We start from the raw sequence: 15,399 nt of genomic DNA on the forward strand, positions 1-15,399 counted from the left end.
AGGCGCACCGCCATGCGTGTAGACCTGTTCGATTTCGACCTGCCCGAGGCCAATATCGCGCTGCGCCCCGCGCGGCCGCGCGATTCGGCGCGGATGCTGTTCGTCGACGGCGACCGGCTCGAGGACCGCGGCGTGCGCGACCTGCCGGCTCTGCTCAGGGCCGGGGACGTGCTCGTCTTCAACGACACGCGCGTCATCCCCGCCCAGCTCGAAGGCCGGGCGCGCGAGGCTAAGATTGGCGCCACGCTCCACAAGCGTCACGACCTGCGCGCCTGGTGGGCCTTCGTCCGCAACGCGAAGCGCGTGAAGATCGGCGATACCGTGACCTTCGGCGGCGGGGTCGAGGCCAAGTGCGACGAGAAGGCCGAGGACGGCTCGCTACTGCTGCGCTTCCTCGGGGACGAGCCGGTCGAGCTGCTGCTGACCCGCGCCGGGACCATGCCGCTCCCGCCCTACATCGCGTCCAAGCGCGGGATCGATGAGGCCGACGCCGAAGACTATCAGACGATGTTCGCGGAGAAAGAGGGAGCGGTGGCCGCGCCGACCGCCTCGCTACACTTCACGCCGCGTCTCATCGAAGCGATCGATGCTGCTGGAATACAACGCGAAACACTGACACTGCATGTCGGCGCCGGCACCTTCCTTCCGGTCAAGGCCGAGGATACGGCCGATCACCGGATGCACGCCGAATGGGGCCGGATCGACGCCGCCACCGCCGCGCGTCTCAACGCCGCGCGGGCGGCGGGCGGGCGGATCATCGCGGTCGGGACGACGGTGCTTCGGCTCCTCGAAAGCGCCGCCGACGCGGAAGGAATGATCCAGCCGTTCGAGGGCGACACGGCGATCTTCATCACGCCCGGCACGCGCGTGAAGGCGGTCGACGGGCTGATGACTAATTTCCACCTGCCCAAGTCGACGCTGTTCATGCTGGTCAGCGCGCTGATGGGGCTCGAGACGATGCGCGCCGCCTACGCCCACGCGATTGAGAACGGCTATCGCTTTTACAGCTACGGCGATTCGAGCCTGCTCTTGCCGAAGCGCTAGAGCAACGTCTCGACCACGTCCGCCGCTTGGGCCGTGCCGCCGCTTCCGGCGAGCGCCCGCGCGACCGCCTGGCAGCGCGCCCACATGCCCTCGTCGCCGAGCACGCGCCGGATCTGCGCGGCGATGGCGCGCGGGCGGCTCAGTTTCTCGAGCTTCAGCCCTAGATAGTGATGCCGGATCCGCGCATAATTGCCCGGCTGGTCGAAGCCCACCGGTCGCACCAGCAGCGGCACCCCGCAGGCGAGCGCGTCGAGGCTGGTGTTGCTGCCCCCATGCGTGATGACCAGCGCCGCGCGGCGCATCACCGCGCGATAGGGAAGAAAGGCCGCGGCGTGGTGGACGTCGAGGCTGGCGGCCTGCGCCTCGGTCAGCCGTCCGCCATGCGCGATCACCAGCGCCGCACCCGCCTTGCCGCACGCGCTGGCGAGGCTCCGCCACACCCGCAGGTCCCCGCCGAGCATCGTCCCCATGGTCGCGAACACCAGCGGTCGGTCCGCCGGCACGGCAAAGGGCAGGGGCCTGTCCTCGAGCTCTTCCGGTCGCCGCAGCGGGCCGACTGGAACGAAGGGCAGGGGTTCGGGCCGGGGAAAGTCGAGCGCGGGGATCATCTGCGCGACCTGCACTTGGCCGAGGCAATCCTGAAGCCGGCGATGCGGCGGCAGGCCGAAGCGCGCCGCCCATGCCGCGATCACCTTGCCCTGCTTCGCGCTCAGCAGGTCACCGATCTGCGCGGTCCGGCGAAGCTTGGCTTCTTCCCCAGGCTGCCACGGCCAGTCGAGGAAGGGCAGGGGCACGCCCGGCGCCTCGTCGATCGGCACCGCGCAGGCCAGCCCGCAGAAGGGGAGGCCGAGCGCCCGGGCCAGCAAATAGCCCGCCGGCTCCATCTGGTCGCCGATCACCGCCTCGGCACCGAGCAAACGCAGCTGCTCCACGCCTCCTGCGCAAAGCTGGTCAGTCATCGCCGCGCTGTCGGCGACGATCCGCAGGGTCGAGAGGATTCCGCCCGGCCGCTCGCCGCGATGCAGCACCTCGGCCACCGGCGGATCGCCGGGCCGCCTTGGCACATGATGGACGGGGATCGCACCGGTCGAGGCGGTCGCCCCGGCGTTCAGCAGGAAGAAGGGCTCGTGCCCGCGCCGCGCCAGTTCCTCGCCGAGCGCGCGAAAGCTCGCGACATGCGCCGCATAGGGCGGGCAGATGAAGGCGATGCGGGCCAAGGCCGGGTTCTAGAGTTGCAGTTCGCGGCGGCGGCGCGGCAGCGCCCACCAGGGCGTGCCGGGGCTGAGGTGATGCTCGCGGTGATAGCCGAAGTGGAAGCAGGTCAGGAGCGACAGCCACGCCGGATAATTGTTGCTCCGCGCATTATGTTCGTCGGCGAACGCCGCTTCCTCGTGCCGGTGCGGCAGGAAGGTCCCGAAATAGAAGAGCTGCACCGAGGACAGGATCGCCGGCAGCGCCCAGTAGAGCAGGAGGTTGGGCAGCGGCGCCTTCAGGACCAGCACATAGGTCCACACGATCGCGCTCATGATCAGGAATTCGCGCAGCCCGAAATAGCGCTTCATGAAGGACAGGTACCAGGGCCAGAAGCGTGTCGGGTGATCGGCCGAGAAATCGGGATCGCCCTCGGTCCCGACATGCTTGTGATGGTCGAAATGCTTCGGGAGGAGCCGGTCCATCCAGAAGCCCGCGTAGATCAGCAGCGTCAGCCGCCCCCACAGCCGGTTCACCCCCGGCCGCCCGGGCGCGAGGCTCCCATGCATCGCGTCGTGCGCGACGATGAACAGCCCGACGCTGAGCCACGTCAGCACCGCCACCAGGAAGGGCGCGGCGAGCAGCCACGCGCCCTCGAGCGGCAGGAAGAAGACCGTCGTCACGTGGAGCGCGACGAAGGCGACCACGATCAGCGCGGCGAGGCCGAGACCCACAAGCGTCTGTCGCCGGCGCTGCCTGTCGCTCTGCATGGCAGCGATATAGGCGGGCGCCGCCGCTTCCGCCATGCTGGACTGTAGGCCCGCCCCGCGCCAGACTAGGCGCAAACAGGGAGGATAACGCACCATGATCAGCGACTTTCGGGCCTTCATCGCCAAGGGCAATGTGCTCGGCCTCGCGGTCGGCGTCATCATCGGCGCCGCCTTCGGAAGCATCGTCACCAGCCTCACCGACGACATCATCATGCCGGTCGTCGGCGCGGTGACCGGGGGAATCGACTTTTCGAGCCACTTCATCCGGCTGGGCGAGATCCCCGCCAGCTATGCCGGCTCGCCGACCGATTATGCAGCCCTGAAGAAGGCGGGTGTGCCGCTGATCGGCTGGGGCCAGTTCCTGACCACGGTCGTCAGCTTCCTCATCCTCGCCTTCATCGTCTTCCTGATCGTCCGCGCCGCCGCCCGGGTGATCAAGGAAGCCGAGGCCGCCGGGCCGAGCGAGGAAGTCCTCCTGCTCCGCGAGATCCGCGACAGTCTCCAGGCGCGCCCTTAGAGGCTCGCGGGGTCCCACAACACCGACAGCGCGAGGCTCCCGGCATAGACCGCCTCGCGCGCCTGGCCCGAGGGCGGGGCGTAGACCGTCTTGGCGCCATTCAGGTCGACCGCGCCCACCGCCCGCCCGTCAGCGAGGAATCGGTATCCGAGCGGCTGCGGGGTCGGCAGCGTCGGCGTCGCCATCTGGTGGATCGAGTGGATGTCGAGCCGGGTCCCGCGATAGACGATGAAGCCGTGCCGCCCGTCGCGCCCGAGCGCGGCGGCGCGCATGCCTTGCTCCTCCTCGATCACCAGTTCGCCCGCGTCTCTGCCGTTGTGACCGAGCCGGCACTGATAGATGAAGGGGCGGGTGCGGACCGAGAATATGCCCTGGTTCACATCCTCGGCGCGGTAGCGGCAGGCGCCCTCGATCACCCCGTCGGCGCCGGTGAACCGGAACGTCCCCGCGCCCGAATAGCGGTCGAGGAAGTCGCTGAACGCCGAGATCCGGTCGGCACCCCGGGTGAAGGTACCGCGCCCGCCCGCAAAGTCGAAGTCGCCGCGCCGGCCGATCCCCATGCCGCTGATGCGCAGCGCCTCGGTGCTGGCGGCAAGGTCCGCCGGCATGGCGATGCGGTTGTCGCCGCAGCCCGCAAGGCTGAGCGCCATCGTGCCGGCGAGCGCCAGCAACCTGAAATTGATCACGACCTGTTCCCCTTGTCGTTCGCGTTGCGTAACGACGGGATTAGTCAGCGTTCATTTTGCGCTAACTGAACGCGTCGTTGTCCGCCGTTCAGCTTGCGAGCCAGCCCCAGAGGAGGCGCGCGGTCAGCCCGACGCTGGCGACCACCAGCAAGGGCCGGATCAACCGCGCACCGAACTTCATCGCGGTGTGGCTGCCGAGCCAGCCGCCGAGCATCGCGCCCGCGGCCATGCTCAGGCCGAGCAGCCAGAGGATCTTGCCGCCGAGCGCGAACAGCAGCACCGAGGCGACGTTGCTGGTCCAGTTGAGGAACTTGGTCAGCGCCGTGGCGCGGGTGAGCCCGAGCCCGCGCAGGGCGACGAGGGTCGAGGTGAAGAAGCTCCCCGTGCCCGGCCCGAAGAAGCCGTCGTAAAAGCCGATCGCCCCGCCCACCGGCGCATAGCCGCGGCTGGTCAGCCGCTGGTGCGCGTCCTCGTCGGTCATCCGTGGGGACACCAGCACGTAGACCGCATTGGCGAGCAGCAGCAGCGGGATGACGAGCGCGAGCCATTTGGCGTCGATCGACTGCACCAGCAGCGCGCCCGCGCCGGCCCCGACGAAGACGAGGGCCGCGGTCGGGAGGCTCGGCCGCCAGTCGATCAGGCCCTTACGCCCGTAATTCCCCATCGCGACGAAGGTCCCGCACATCGACTGGAGCTTGTTGGTCCCGAGCGCCATGATCGGCGGCACCCCGCTGACGAGCAGCGCCGGCATCATGATCAGCCCGCCTCCGCCCGCGATCGCGTCGATGAAGCCGGTCAGCACGGCGACGGCGGTGAGGGTGGGGTAGAGCCAGGGTTCGATCACGAGCCAGCCCTATCCGTTAGTCCTGAACGAAGTCGAGGGGCGGGTTCTCGACTTCGCTTGAAGCAAGCGGGTAGGGGGCTCCTGCAATGACTGCTCCCCGTTTCTCCTTCACCATCCACGCGACCGACGGCCGTGCGCGCCTCGGCACCATCGCCATGCGCCGCGGCGAGATCCGGACGCCCGCCTTCATGCCCGTCGGCACCGCCGCCACCGTCAAGGCGGTAAAGCCCGAGGGGGTGCGCGCGGCGGGCGCCGACATCATCCTTGGCAACACCTATCACCTGATGCTCCGCCCCGGCGCCGAGCGGGTCGCGCGGCTCGGCGGGCTGCACAAGTTCATGGGATGGGACCGGCCGATCCTCACCGACAGCGGCGGCTACCAGGTCATGTCCCTGAGCGACCTCAACAAGGTTACCGAGGAAGGGGTGACCTTCAAGAGTCACCTCGACGGCTCGCGCCATCTCCTGAGCCCCGAGCGCTCGATCGAGGTCCAGCGGCTGCTGGGCTCCTCGATCGTGATGCAGTTCGACGAGCTCGTCCGCCCCGACGTGACGCCCGCCAAGCAGCGCGAGGCGATGGACCGCTCGATCCGCTGGGCCCGCCGCAGCCGCGACGAATTCGACCGCGGCGACGCCCATGCCGAGGCGAACGCCATCTTCGGGATCCAGCAGGGCGTGCTCGACGAAAAGCTGCGCCGGACAAGCGCCGACGCGCTGATCGACATCGGCTTCGACGGCTATGCTGTGGGCGGCCTCGCGGTGGGCGAGGGGCAGGAGGCGATGCTCGGCTGCCTCGACTTCGCGCCGGGCCAGTTGCCTACCGAGAAGCCGCGCTACCTGATGGGCGTCGGCAAGCCCGACGATATCGTCGAGGCGGTGGTGCGCGGGATCGACATGTTCGACTGCGTGCTGCCCACCCGTTCGGGCCGCACCGGTCAGGCCTTCACCGCCGACGGGCCGCTCAACATCCGCAACGCCCGCCACGCCGAGGACCAGGAACCGCTCGAGCCCGGCTGCCCGTGCCCGGCCTGCTCGACCTACAGCCGCGCCTATCTCCACCATCTCGTTCGCTCGGGCGAGATCCTTGGCGCCATGCTGATGACCGAGCATAATCTCTGGTTCTACCAGCGGATGATGGGAGGGCTTCGTGACGCCATCGGCGAAGGCCGCCTCGCGTCCCACGCCCGCGCCTTCCTCGACCGCTACCGCGCGGGCAGGGCCCGGGCCTAGCCGTTCGACCGCAGGAGCTTGACCCCGCGCGGCGCCCGCGCTCAACATGGCGCCGGGCAAAGGGGGACGACGACGGTGAACGACAGTCAGAACAAGGGACTGCTGGCCTTTCTGCTGGTCCTCGGCTTCTTCTGGCTGGTGTTCGACAATCTCGCGCTCGGGCTGATCTTCGGGTTCATCGCCGTCGGCATTGTCGCGCAGCGCGATCGCAAGGCGAACGAGGGCGAGTGACCGCCGTCCCGGAACCCGCGTCGACCGTCGCGCCCGAGCGCTCGGGGCTTGCCGACTATGCCGAGGAGACGATCGGCTTCGGCGCCACCGAATTCCGCACCGCCCGCGACCTCCTGCTCTGCCCGCGGACCGTGCTCGACGCCTATCTGGCCTACGGACCCACCGGCGGGCGACGCTATGCACGGCCGTTCGGCTTCTACGTGGCCCTGTGCGGCATCCTGATGTTCTACATGTTCCTGCTCGGCGGCATGAAGGGCATGATCGAGCAGCAGCCCGCCGAGACGCTGAATGGCTGGATCGCCCGCTCGGGCAAGAGCCGCGAGGGGTTCATCGGCGATGCCGACGGCTGGATGAGTCTCGTCGCCGTGCCGATCCTGTCCCTGTTCTACGCCGCCGCCGCCGCGCCCCTCATCAAATGGTGGAGCAGGCTCGACTGGCGGCGCAGCATCCGCGCGACCTTCGCCCTGATGTGCGCCTGGACCGTGCCGATCGTTCCCCTGGGGCCACTGCCGATGATCAAGGGCTTCGAGATCATCGGCAACCTTGCCATGTGGGGCGCGCTGATCGTCGCCTTCCTGCGCATGGGGCGCGGGCTGTGGTGGCAGAGCTGGGCCGGGGGGATCGGCAAATCGCTTCTGCTGGCGGGCGCCATGCTGCTCGGCGCGTTCGTCGGCATGATCCCGGTCTTCAACATCGGCCTGCTGGGCGCGCTGCTCGGTCGCTAGCCGTCAGACCGCCGCCAGCGCATCGGCGCGGTCGAGGATCTCGAGTTCGCGCAGGAGATGGTCCACGCCCTGCGTCATCTCGGGCAGGAAGGTGATCTGGTGGCGCGCGCCGCGATAGGCCTCGACCATCAGGATCGCGTCGAGGAGGACCCGGATGACTTCCTCCTCGGCATTGTCGAGTTCGGGCAGGCGCTGCAGTTTCTCGAGGATCTTGTGGCGGGCCGCGTCCGGGTCGGCGAGGGCTTCGGAACGGGCAATCTTCCAGGGCATCGAATTCTCCTAAGGACAGGAGAATAAGCCTTTGCGCGGGCGAGAGAAGTTCGGTCCGGCGCAGGGCCGCCCCGCCGCGTCGATTGCGGGCGTTAACGCGGCCGCGGGTTAAGCCGGACGATCTGCCAGTTGAGCCAGGCGGCGAAGGTGACCCACGCCAGATAGGGCGCAATCATCCACGCCGCGGCGACCGAAATGCCGGGCAGGAGCAGCGCCATCGCGACCAGGCTTCCCCACAGGAAGGCGACCTCGACCAGCGCCCAGTCGGGGCGCTTCAGCTTGAAGAAGAGCGGGCTCCACAGAAGGTGGAACAGCGCATTGGCGGCGAACAGCCCGACGACGAGCGTCCGCTCACCCGAATTGGACGCGGCATTCCACGCGGTCACCGCCGACCAGGCGGCAAGGCCGAGGATGATCGTCCAGGCCGGCCCGAACAGCCAGTCGGGCGGATTGAGCTTCGGGCGCTTGAGGTTCCGGTACCAGGGCCCGATCTCGGTCAGCAGCCCGCCGACGATGCCGAGGACGATGGCGGTGCCGGCGGCGATGATGACGGGGGTGCTCACGGCCGCAAGCCTCGCACGGATGCGGGCAAAGGCAAAGCGCGTCAGTCGATCAGCCGCTTCGCCACCATCGCCGCCAGCAGCGCGCCGGCCAGTTGCGCGATCACGAACCCTGCGATCGAGGCCGGCGCGATGCCGGCGAAGCTGTCGCTGAACGCGCGCGCGACGGTGATCGCGGGATTGGCGAAACTGGTCGAGGACGTGAACCAGTAAGCCGCGACGATGTAGAGCGCGACGGCGGACGGCACGTGCTCGGGCCGATGACGGACGGTGCCGAGGATCGTCAGCACCAGCCCGAAGGTCGCGATACCCTCGCCGAGCCATGGCCCCGCGCCGCCCCGCACATGGGTGGACCACACCACCGCCGGCAGGTCGAACATCAGGTTGGCGGCGATCACCCCCGCAATCCCGCCGCCCAGTTGGGCCAGTGTGTAAGGAAGGACGTCGACCTTGGGCAGCTCGCCGCGCAGCGCCGCGACCAGGCTGACCGCCGGGTTCATGTGCGCGCCGCTGATGGGCCCAAGCCAGCCGATCAGCACGAACAGGATGGCGCCGGTGGCGATGCTGTTGGCGAGCAGCGCGACCGCTTCACTGCCGCCGGCGAGCCGCTCGCCCATGATTCCCGAGCCGACCACGCAGCCGAACAGGAAGAAGGAACCGAGCGCCTCGGCGAACAGGCGCCGCGACAAGGCGGGCACTTAGGCCCCGGCGTCGTCGAGGAAGGCGAGAACCGTCTCGCTCGGACGGCAGAGCTTCGCCTTGTCGCCGATCACCACGATCGGGCGATTGAGGAGGATCGGGTGGGCCTGAACCGCGTCGAGCAACTGCGCGTCGGTCAGGCTTTCATCGCCCAGCCCGAGCTCCGCGAACGGGGTGCCCTTTTCGCGCAGAAGATCGCGCAACGGGCCACCGCTCTGGCGCGCCAGCTCGCGGACCTCGTCGCGGCTCGGTGGAGTCTTCAAATATTCGACCACCCGCGGATCGATCCCGCGCTCGCGCAGGAAGCCGAGCACGTTGCGCGAGGTGCCGCAGGCGGGATTATGAAAGATCGTGACGTCCATGACGCGACCTAGGCGGATGTTCGTTACAGGAGCGTGACGGTCACCCGCCGAGCGACACCGACAGGAAGTCGGGGAGCGGGCCGTTCCAGCCATCGTCCTCGGCCGCCTCGGGCTCGCGGCGCGGGGCGGGGGCAGGGCGCGGCGCCGGCTCGGGCCGTACCGCACGCTCTTCGCGCACCGGGCGCTCCTCGCGAGCAGGACGTTCGTCACGAGCCGGGCGCTCCTCGCGCTCGGGCCGGTCTTCGCGAGCCGGACGCTCAGCACGCTCTTCACGGCGCGGCTCGGCCTTGCGCGGCGCACGCTCGCGGCGCGGCTTCTCGGCGGCGGGTTCGTCCTTGAGGGCGGGCTCTTCGGCCTTGACGCCGTCGACCCGCGGGATCTTGCCGCCGGTCAGCTTCTCGATCTGCGCGACCGCCTCATTGTCCTCGCGGGTGGCGAGCGTGAAGGCCTTGCCCTTGGCGCCCGCGCGGCCCGTGCGGCCGATCCGGTGGACGTAATCGTCGGGCTGCCACGGCACGTCGAAGTTGAAGACGTGGGACACGCCCTTGATGTCGAGCCCGCGCGCGGCGACGTCGGAGGCGACGAGGATGTTGATGTCGCCGCCCTTGAAGCGGTCCAGCTCGGCGATGCGCGCCGCCTGCTCCATGTCGCCATGGATCTGGCCGACCGCGAAGCCCGAGCGCTTGAGGCTGGTGGTCAGCTCGCGCACCGTCGTCTTGCGGTTGCAGAAGATGATCGCGGTGGTGACGTCCTCGGCGCGGAGCAGGTCGCGAAGCACGTCGCGCTTCTTGTCCGAGCGGGTCTCGACCAGCCGCGCATCGATGTTGAGGTTCGACGAGGCCGGACGCGACACCTCGATCCGGCGCGGATCGGTCAGGAACTTCGCCGCCAGCTTCTGAATCACCGGCGGCATGGTCGCCGAGAACAGCAGGGTCTGCCGCTGCTTGGGCAGCTTGGTGCAGATTTCCTCGATGTCGGGGATGAAGCCCATGTCGAGCATCCGGTCCGCCTCGTCGATCACGAGCATGTCGCAGCCGGTCAGCAGGATCTTGCCGCGGCCGAACAGGTCCATCAGCCGGCCTGGAGTCGCAATCAGCACGTCGACGCCCTTTTCGAGCGCCTTGATCTGGTCGCCCATCTGAACGCCGCCGATGAGCAGCGCCATCGAGAGCTTGTGGTTCTTGCCGTATTTCTCGAAATTCTCCGCGACCTGCGCGGCGAGCTCGCGGGTCGGCTCGAGGATCAGGCTGCGCGGCATCCGCGCGCGGCTGCGGCCTTCGCCCAGGATGTCGATCATCGGCAGCACGAAGGCGGCGGTCTTGCCGGTGCCCGTCTGGGCGATGCCGATCAGGTCCTTGCCCATGAGCACGGGCGGGATCGCGCCGGCCTGGATCGGGGTCGGTTCGGTGTATCCGCTGTCGCCGATGGCGCGCAGCAGTTCGTCGGAAAGGCCGAGATCGGCAAAAGGCATCAAGTCATCCGGATAAGAGAAAGGGCCGGCAGAGCCGCAAGGCCCGCCAGGCGCTTCGCGCCGTGCGCCAGGACCGGCCTCAAGTCAAGAAAAGGCTATTCGCGGGCGAATTTCGGGACCACCCGGCGGAACTTCTCGATCCGGCACGAACCGCCGATCCGGCTGCGGATCTCGTCGCGCTTGGCGCAGATCTTGTCGTCGCGCGGGGTGACGTAGAAATTGCCGTAGAAGTCGAGCGTCGGGCAATCGTCGTCCATGATCGCCCGGATCCGCGTCCGGTCGCGAAGCAGGAAGTCGACCGACTGCTCGTTCCCAAGCGCCGCCGCGACGATGTCGTCGGAGCCGATGCACTTGGGACCCTTCTTTTCCTCGAAGCGGAGGATCCGCGGCTGGCGCGGGCGCACCACCGGAATGCGCAGGATCACTTCCTGCTGTACGACCAGGCGGGTCACCGTGACCGGTCCCATGCCCTGCAGGCCCACGAAGGCGGCGAGCCAGCTCATCAAGGGGAGGGCAGGAAGCATGAAGGTCGGGCGGGCTTTCGGATCGCTGGGAAGGGCGCGTCGAGCGGTCAATGCGGCGGTCGGCTTGAACTCCAGCTGAACTCCTGATGCAGCGGTGCAACGCGTGGGTGCCACACTTGCATGGCGCGCTAAGCTTGCCTAGACGCCGCGCCCTATATCCGATGGTCGGCCGGCGGGGCCGCCTTCATCCACCAGGAGAGAGTAACAATGGCTTCCGCGGCGCCGAACAGCGGTCTTCCGCTGCTCTACAACAGCCTTGAACCGGTCAGCAGCCAGCAGCATGGCGCGATGAAGGTGAAGGGGATCGAGGCGCTTCCGGCGCTCGCTCGGAACCATGCGATTCCCGTGACCGTGGACGAGTTCGCGCTCGCCCAGCGTCACTTCCCGATCATCTTCGCGGTCGGCGACGACCCCGTTCCGCTCGCCCTCATGGGCCTCAACGAGGGCGTGAACACCTTCGTCGACGAGGACGGCAAGCCGACCGACGAGAACGTCTACATGCCGGCCTATCTGCGCCGCTACCCGTTCCTCCTCGCGCGCCTCAACCAGCAGAGCGACGAGCTGTCGCTGTGCGTCGACCCGACCGCCAATGCGATCGGCGACTTCGAGGACGGCCAGCCCCTGTTCGAGGACGGGCAGCCGAGCGAAGCGACCAAGGCGATCCTCAACTTCTGTGAGCAGTTCGAGGAAGCCGGCCAGCGCACCGCGATGTTCATGCAGGAAATCAAGGAGCGCGGGCTCCTGATGGACGGCGAAGTCGCCATCCAGCCCGAGGGTTCGGACCAGCCGTTCGTCTATCGCGGCTTCCAGATGATCGACGAAGAGAAGCTGCGCGAGCTGCGCGGCGACGAGCTTCGCAAGATGAACCAGAGCGGGCTCCTGCCGCTCATCTACGCGCACCTCTTCAGTCTCGGCCAGGCCCGCGACATTTTCGCGCGCCAGGTCCGCCAGGGCAAGGGTCCGCAGCTTCCGACCGGCGCGGCGCCGCAGTCGGTCGAGGCGTGACGGGGTTGCGGCGAAGCGTGGTTTTCCCCGCTTGCCGCACCGCCTGACGCTTCCCATCTGATGGAATGCGTCGGCCGCTCTGTCGGCCGGATGCGTTCCCCAGACTAACTCGCCCCTGGCCTCACGGCCGGGGGCGTTTTTTTATTCGGCGGCGAGCGGCGTGGCGTGGCGGTCGAGCAACGCTTCGCCGATCGCCCGGGCGATGTCGGCAATCAGGCGCGCGCTCCGGTCGAAGCCGGGGCCCGGCGCCTTGCCCGCGGAGTCGAGATAGCAGCGTCGGTCGAACTCGAGCTGCAGCGCATGAACGCCCGCCGCCGGCTTGCCGTGCGAGGCAACGATGTGACCACCGGCGTAGGGATCGTTGGCGGCCGTCCGGAAGCCCGCCGCCTCGGCCTCGCGCCGCGCAAGCTCGCTGACGAACGCGCCCGCGCTTGCCCCGTGCCGGTCGCCGAGGACCAGCTCGGCCTGTCCCGCGCGCCACGGCATCGAATGGCAATCGAGGAGCAGCACCTCGGCATGCGCGCGCTGGAGCGTGGCGAGCTGTTCGGCGATGAGGCGATGATAGGGGCGCCAGGCGCTGTCGAGCCGGGCCTCGAGCTCCGCCGGTCCGATCCGCCGCCGCCACAATTCGCCTGCTTGCCCCAAGCGCCCGGGAATGAGGCCAAGCCCCGCGCGCACCCGCCAGCCATCGTGCCCCATGCCCGGCGGCAGGCTGACCACCGCGGGGTCGAGCTCGTCCTCGGCGCGGTTGCAGTCGATTCCCGCGCGCGGCGCGTCGGCGACGACGCAGGCGATGCCCAAGGCCTGCGCCCGCCACACCAGCCGGTCGACCAGCGGATCCTCGAGCGGGAACAGACTGTCTTTCCCACGCCGGCTCAGCCGCACCAGCCAGTCGGGATAGATCCGCCCGGCATGCGGCACCGACAGGAGCACCGGCCACCGCCCCGTGCCGGGGATCAGCCGCGGCGGACTGAGCGTTGCAGGGGAGGCGGAAGCGAAAGCCATGCGTGCTGTTCCAACGGCCCGTCTCGGGAAAACGCGGCAAGCTGAAGCAGACAATCCGCCTTCCGCCTAGAAAATGTTAAAGCTTGCGGGCATAAGAGACCATTCTCATGATCAAGATCCTCCTCGCCGAAGACGATAGCTCGATGCGCGAATATCTCGCGCGGGCGCTGGAGCGCGTCGGTTATGCCGTGAAGGCCGTTGGCTGTGGGACCGAAGCGATGCCGCTGCTCGAATCGGAGCAGTTCGACCTTCTCCTCACCGACATCGTGATGCCCGAGATGGACGGGATCGAGCTCGCCCAGAAGGCCGGCGTGATCGATCCCTCGATCCGGGTCATGTTCATCACCGGCTTCGCCGCCGTCGCGCTGCAGAGCGGCCGGACCGCCCCCGAAGCCAAGATGCTGAGCAAGCCGTTTCACCTCAAGGACCTGGTCGCCGAAGTCGATCGGATGTTCCAGACCGAGGACCAGCACGGACGCCTCTAGGCGCTGGAACTTCTTTCGCACCCGTTCCGTTCATGGGCCCGATAAGGGATCAACGATACGGGTGCCTCCATGCGTAAGACACTTCTTCTCCTCAGTGCCGCCGCGGTCGCCACGACCCCCGTGGCGCTCTCCGCCCAGTCGGGTTACCGCAACCTCTCGCCCCGCTACATCCAGGAAGCGCAGCAGCAGAATGCCGCGGTGATCCAGGAATTCGGCGGCGCCGAGACGGGGGCGCGCGGCGCTTATGTCGAACAGATCGGTCGCCGCGTCGGCGTGCAATCGGGGGTCAACCCGAACCAGCTTCGCTACACCACGCTCAACTCCGCGGTCGAGAACGCCTTCGCGGTGCCCGGCGGCTACATCTACATCACCCGCCAGCTCATGGGGCTGATGAACGACGAGGCCGAACTCGCTTTCGTGCTCGGCCACGAGACCGGCCACGTCGCCGCCAATCACGCGCAGGCCCGCCAGCAGGCGACCCAGCGCAACAGCATCGGCGGGATCCTCGGCGCGATCGTCGGCTCGGTCATCGGCGGCGGCATCGGCAACGTCATCGGCCAGCTCGCGCAGCAGGGGTCGCAGCTCAACACCTTGCGCTTCAGTCGCGCGCAGGAGACCGACGCCGACCGCCTCGGGATCGGCTACATCATGCGCGCCGGCTATGATCCGGGCGCCTCGGTGACCATGCTGCAGGCGCTCGGCCGGGCAACCGCGCTCGAGGCGCGCGTGCAGGGCCAGGACACCCGGTCGACGCCCGAATGGGCAAGCACCCACCCGCTGACCGAGACCCGCGTCGCGCAAGCCTCGCAGATGGCCCGCCAGACGGGCCGCGTCGGCACGGGCCTGCGCAACCGCGACGCCTTCCTCAATCAGGTCGATGGCGTGTTCGTCGACGACGATCCCGCGCAGGGCGTGATCGAAGGGCGCACCTTCATCCATCCCGACCTTCGGCTGAGCTTTACCGTTCCGGTCGGCTACCTGATGCAGAACGGCACCGACGCCGTCTCCATCCAGGGCTCGGCGGGGCAGGCGCAGTTCACCGGCGGCCGCTACAACGGCTCGCTCCAGACCTTCATCAGCCAGCGCCTGCAGGAGCTGACCGGCGGCCAGACCCAGATCCAGCTGGTCGACCAGAACCGCACGCAGGTGAACGGAATCCCGGTCGAATATGTCATCGGCCGCGCGCAGACCTCAAGCGGGATCGTCGACGTCAGCGTCTTCGCCTACGCCTTTGACCAGAACAGCGCCTACGCCTTCACCATGCTGACTCGTGGCGGGCAGGGGATCGGGGCGTTCCAGTCGATGGTCAACAGCCTGCGCCGGATCAGCGCGCAGGAAGCGGCCTCGATCCGGCCGCGGGTGATCGACGTCTATACGGTGCGAGCGGGCGACACGGTGCAGTCGCTGGCGGGCCGCATGGCCTACCGCAACTTCCAGGTCGAGCGCTTCCTGTCGCTCAACGGCCTCGCCGCCAATGCGCGGCTGGTCCCGGGTCAGCGGGTCAAACTGGTGGTGCTCGGCGCCCGTCGCTGACGGCCAGCGCCAGCGGACAGGCAAGAAGGGTCGGTGCCTCTGGCGCCGGCCCTTACTTGTTCATGGCGGTATCGACGTGATTGCCGATCTTGCCCCACATGCCGTTGCTGCCGCCGCCAAGCGTGCTCATGCCGCTGATGGCAGCCACCGCGATCAGTGCCGCGATAAGCCCATATTCGATCGCAGTTGCCCCGCCGTCATGGCAGCGCAGCTTGCGCAACATCGTTCGGATAGCGTCCAAGCCACCC

General features: G+C 68.5%; 20 protein-coding genes. 8 read left to right on the top strand and 12 right to left on the bottom strand.

Annotation, left to right across the window (positions count from 1 at the left end):
* Positions 1-12: 12 nt before the first annotated feature.
* A complete protein-coding gene (queA, locus tag ABD693_RS10620) occupies positions 13-1,044 on the top strand; it encodes a tRNA preQ1(34) S-adenosylmethionine ribosyltransferase-isomerase QueA (RefSeq protein ID WP_344697036.1) in 1,032 nt (343 codons plus the stop codon).
* On the opposite strand, the gene ABD693_RS10625 is transcribed toward queA, so the two are convergent.
* Positions 1,041-2,261 carry a glycosyltransferase gene (locus ABD693_RS10625; RefSeq protein ID WP_344697038.1) on the bottom strand — a complete coding sequence of 407 codons (1,221 nt, stop codon included), beginning with the start codon at positions 2,259-2,261 and terminating at the stop codon, positions 1,041-1,043. The genes queA and ABD693_RS10625 overlap by 4 nt on opposite strands.
* Positions 2,262-2,270: 9 nt before the next feature.
* Positions 2,271-3,005 carry a fatty acid desaturase gene (locus tag ABD693_RS10630; protein ID WP_344697040.1) on the bottom strand — a complete coding sequence of 245 codons (735 nt, stop codon included), beginning with the start codon at positions 3,003-3,005 and terminating at the stop codon, positions 2,271-2,273.
* Between the two features lie 94 nt (positions 3,006-3,099).
* Between ABD693_RS10630 and mscL the strand changes: the two genes are divergently transcribed.
* Positions 3,100-3,522 (top strand): large conductance mechanosensitive channel protein MscL, encoded by a 423-nt coding sequence (gene mscL, locus ABD693_RS10635; RefSeq protein ID WP_344697041.1) that lies wholly within the window; start codon positions 3,100-3,102, stop codon positions 3,520-3,522.
* Here mscL and ABD693_RS10640 read toward each other — a convergent pair.
* Positions 3,519-4,208, bottom strand: a complete 690-nt coding sequence (locus ABD693_RS10640; protein WP_344697042.1) for a VV20781 family protein — start codon at positions 4,206-4,208, stop codon at positions 3,519-3,521. The two genes, mscL and ABD693_RS10640, sit on opposite strands and share 4 nt — an antisense overlap.
* 88 nt (positions 4,209-4,296) lie before the next feature.
* Positions 4,297-5,052: a TSUP family transporter gene (locus ABD693_RS10645; protein WP_344697044.1), complete on the bottom strand. Its 756-nt coding sequence runs from the start codon at positions 5,050-5,052 to the stop codon at positions 4,297-4,299.
* 86 nt (positions 5,053-5,138) lie between these two features.
* Between ABD693_RS10645 and tgt the strand changes: the two genes are divergently transcribed.
* The 3 genes from tgt to ABD693_RS10660 all read left to right on the top strand — a co-directional run bounded on the left by tgt (position 5,139) and on the right by ABD693_RS10660 (position 7,237).
* Positions 5,139-6,281, top strand: a complete 1,143-nt coding sequence (gene tgt, locus ABD693_RS10650; protein WP_344697045.1) for a tRNA guanosine(34) transglycosylase Tgt — start codon at positions 5,139-5,141, stop codon at positions 6,279-6,281.
* A gap of 75 nt (positions 6,282-6,356) precedes the next feature.
* Positions 6,357-6,512: a hypothetical protein gene (locus ABD693_RS10655; RefSeq protein WP_344697046.1), complete on the top strand. Its 156-nt coding sequence runs from the start codon at positions 6,357-6,359 to the stop codon at positions 6,510-6,512.
* Positions 6,509-7,237, top strand: a complete 729-nt coding sequence (locus tag ABD693_RS10660) for a hypothetical protein (protein ID WP_344697047.1) — start codon at positions 6,509-6,511, stop codon at positions 7,235-7,237. Before ABD693_RS10655 ends, ABD693_RS10660 begins: the two co-directional genes overlap by 4 nt.
* Before the next feature lie 3 nt (positions 7,238-7,240).
* Here the strand turns inward: ABD693_RS10660 and ABD693_RS10665 are convergent, their stop codons facing one another.
* From ABD693_RS10665 to ABD693_RS10690, 6 genes are all read right to left on the bottom strand, one after another.
* Positions 7,241-7,507, bottom strand: coding sequence for a hypothetical protein (locus ABD693_RS10665; protein ID WP_344697048.1), 267 nt, complete (start codon positions 7,505-7,507; stop codon positions 7,241-7,243).
* Positions 7,508-7,599: 92 nt separating this feature from the next.
* Positions 7,600-8,070 carry a TspO/MBR family protein gene (locus ABD693_RS10670; RefSeq protein ID WP_344697049.1) on the bottom strand — a complete coding sequence of 157 codons (471 nt, stop codon included), beginning with the start codon at positions 8,068-8,070 and terminating at the stop codon, positions 7,600-7,602.
* A gap of 41 nt (positions 8,071-8,111) precedes the next feature.
* Entirely contained in the window at positions 8,112-8,756 is a 645-nt protein-coding gene (locus ABD693_RS10675) for an aquaporin (protein ID WP_344697619.1), read from the bottom strand.
* Positions 8,757-8,765: 9 nt separating this feature from the next.
* Positions 8,766-9,128, bottom strand: coding sequence for an arsenate reductase (glutaredoxin) (gene arsC / locus ABD693_RS10680; protein WP_344697050.1), 363 nt, complete (start codon positions 9,126-9,128; stop codon positions 8,766-8,768).
* Positions 9,129-9,168: 40 nt separating this feature from the next.
* The gene (locus ABD693_RS10685; protein ID WP_344697051.1) at positions 9,169-10,599 is read right to left on the bottom strand and encodes a DEAD/DEAH box helicase; all 1,431 of its coding nucleotides are present in this window, start codon (positions 10,597-10,599) and stop codon (positions 9,169-9,171) included.
* A gap of 95 nt (positions 10,600-10,694) precedes the next feature.
* On the bottom strand, positions 10,695-11,123 hold the full coding sequence (locus ABD693_RS10690; RefSeq protein WP_344697052.1) for a hypothetical protein: 429 nt from the start codon (positions 11,121-11,123) through the stop codon (positions 10,695-10,697).
* A gap of 207 nt (positions 11,124-11,330) precedes the next feature.
* Between ABD693_RS10690 and ABD693_RS10695 the strand changes: the two genes are divergently transcribed.
* Entirely contained in the window at positions 11,331-12,128 is a 798-nt protein-coding gene (locus ABD693_RS10695; RefSeq protein ID WP_344697053.1) for a SapC family protein, read from the top strand.
* Between the two features lie 141 nt (positions 12,129-12,269).
* Here ABD693_RS10695 and ABD693_RS10700 read toward each other — a convergent pair whose 3' ends face one another.
* On the bottom strand, positions 12,270-13,133 hold the full coding sequence (locus ABD693_RS10700; protein WP_344697054.1) for an N-formylglutamate amidohydrolase: 864 nt from the start codon (positions 13,131-13,133) through the stop codon (positions 12,270-12,272).
* Between the two features lie 107 nt (positions 13,134-13,240).
* Between ABD693_RS10700 and cpdR the strand changes: the two genes are divergently transcribed.
* The gene (cpdR, locus tag ABD693_RS10705; RefSeq protein ID WP_344697055.1) at positions 13,241-13,618 is read left to right on the top strand and encodes a cell cycle two-component system response regulator CpdR; all 378 of its coding nucleotides are present in this window, start codon (positions 13,241-13,243) and stop codon (positions 13,616-13,618) included.
* A 69-nt stretch (positions 13,619-13,687) separates the two neighbouring features.
* Positions 13,688-15,151 (top strand): M48 family metalloprotease, encoded by a 1,464-nt coding sequence (locus ABD693_RS10710; protein ID WP_344697056.1) that lies wholly within the window; start codon positions 13,688-13,690, stop codon positions 15,149-15,151.
* A gap of 52 nt (positions 15,152-15,203) precedes the next feature.
* Here the strand turns inward: ABD693_RS10710 and ABD693_RS10715 are convergent, their stop codons facing one another.
* On the bottom strand, positions 15,204-15,392 hold the full coding sequence (locus ABD693_RS10715) for a Flp family type IVb pilin (protein ID WP_425567277.1): 189 nt from the start codon (positions 15,390-15,392) through the stop codon (positions 15,204-15,206).
* Positions 15,393-15,399: the final 7 nt, after the last annotated feature.

It is taken from the genome of Sphingomonas rosea, from assembly GCF_039538065.1.
In the GTDB taxonomy this organism is placed as follows: domain Bacteria; phylum Pseudomonadota; class Alphaproteobacteria; order Sphingomonadales; family Sphingomonadaceae; genus Sphingomicrobium; species Sphingomicrobium rosea.